1 protein-coding gene is annotated in these 1,537 nt (G+C 71.3%); it reads left to right on the top strand.

Annotated elements, in window-relative coordinates:
* Positions 1-266 precede the first annotated feature (266 nt).
* Positions 267-1,537 (top strand): GGDEF domain-containing protein (locus E1287_RS43165; protein ID WP_131971927.1); only part of this gene is annotated, 1,271 nt, incomplete at its 3' end.

The raw sequence follows: 1,537 nt of genomic DNA, 5'->3' as shown, positions 1-1,537 counted from the left end.
GGGAGCGGGGGCGTGGGCGACTGATGCAGTCGGCGTCGGTCGGCGCCCCCGCACCCTCGGGTTCCGCGGCCTGGTCAGATCCAGGAAACGCCGCGCATGGTGGTATCCCCCTCAGGATGTGCCTGGGGCCGCGAGTCCGCGGGCCCTGATGCGTGGTGATCCGAACGGTCACCCGCACGTGCGTTCCCGAACGTACCTGTTTCACGCCCCTTCCGCACACGTTGCAACTATCGTGTTACACAACGTGATGCGCGTAAGGGGGAAGGATGACGGCAGTGCAGTCGTCCGCCGAGGACCGTGGTGGGGAGCTGCCTCGCAGGCCCAGGCGCCGAGCGCTACTGGGGCGTCCGTCCCTGCTCGTGATCTATGTGCCGGTGGTGGTGGCCGTCCACCTCGGGCTGACCGCCGTGGGGCTGGCCGGCACGCCGCTCCGGGCCGACGACCTGACGACGTTCGCCGCACTCCTGGCGTGCGGTGCGGTGTGCATCGAGGCGACGCGGCGCCTAGGCATGCCGGCCGGTGTCGCCCGCGACCTCCTATCGGCCTGGTGGCTGCCGGTCGCACTCCTGCTGCCGCCGGTCTACGTCCTCCTGATCCCGATACCACTCCAGGCGCTGCTGCAGTTCCGGGTCCGCCGGACCCTGATCTACCGGCGGGCGCTCGTCGCCGCGGCGCACGGGATCGCCGGAGCGTGCGCGTCCATGGTGTTCCACCTGGTGGTGCCCGAACCGCTGGAGGGGGCGCCGCAATGGCTCGTCGACGCCTACCCGGGCATACCGGCCGCCGTGGGGTGCGCGGCGTTGTTCACCGTCGTGAACACGGCGATCGTCGCGGTGGCGGCGCACGCGGCCAACCCCGAGAGCCGCTGGCGGGACGTCCTGTGGACGCGCGAGAGCCTCCTCCTGGACGTGGTCGAACTCTGCGTCGGCATGCTCGTGGCGATCACGAGCGCCCTGTCGCTCGGCCTGCTGATCCTGGCGCTGCCGCCGGTCGTCCTGCTCCAGCGCAGCCTCATGCACCAGCAACTCCAGGCGGCCGCGCGGACGGACGCCAAGACCGGGCTCCTGAACGCGGCGGCCTGGCAGCGGGAGGCCGACACCGAGCTGTCACGCGCGCAGCGGACCCATGCCGCCGTGGCGCTCCTGCTGATCGACATCGACCACTTCAAGCGGGTCAACGACACCCACGGGCACCTGATGGGCGACCAGGTGCTGGTGGGCGTGGCCAGCACGCTCTGCCACCAACTGCGCGATTACGACGTCGTGGGCCGCTTCGGCGGTGAGGAGTTCGTGGTCTTGCTGCCCGGAGCCGACACCGTCGAAGCATGCCGCGTCGCGGAACGCCTCCGGGGACGGGTGCGCCGCCTGGCCGTCCCCGCCGAAGAAGGAACGGTGACGGTCACCGTGTCCGTGGGCGTCGCGCTCTTCCGCACCCACGGCGAGGACCTCCTGGAACTCCTGGCCGCCGCCGACCTGGCCCTGTACCGAGCCAAGTCGTCCGGCCGCGACCGAGTCTGCCTCCCAGCCCTAGAAGGCCC

Source organism: Actinomadura sp. KC06 (genome assembly GCF_004348735.1).
GTDB lineage: Bacteria > Actinomycetota > Actinomycetes > Streptosporangiales > Streptosporangiaceae > Spirillospora.
This window is presented reverse-complemented; position numbering and strand designations above follow the sequence as displayed.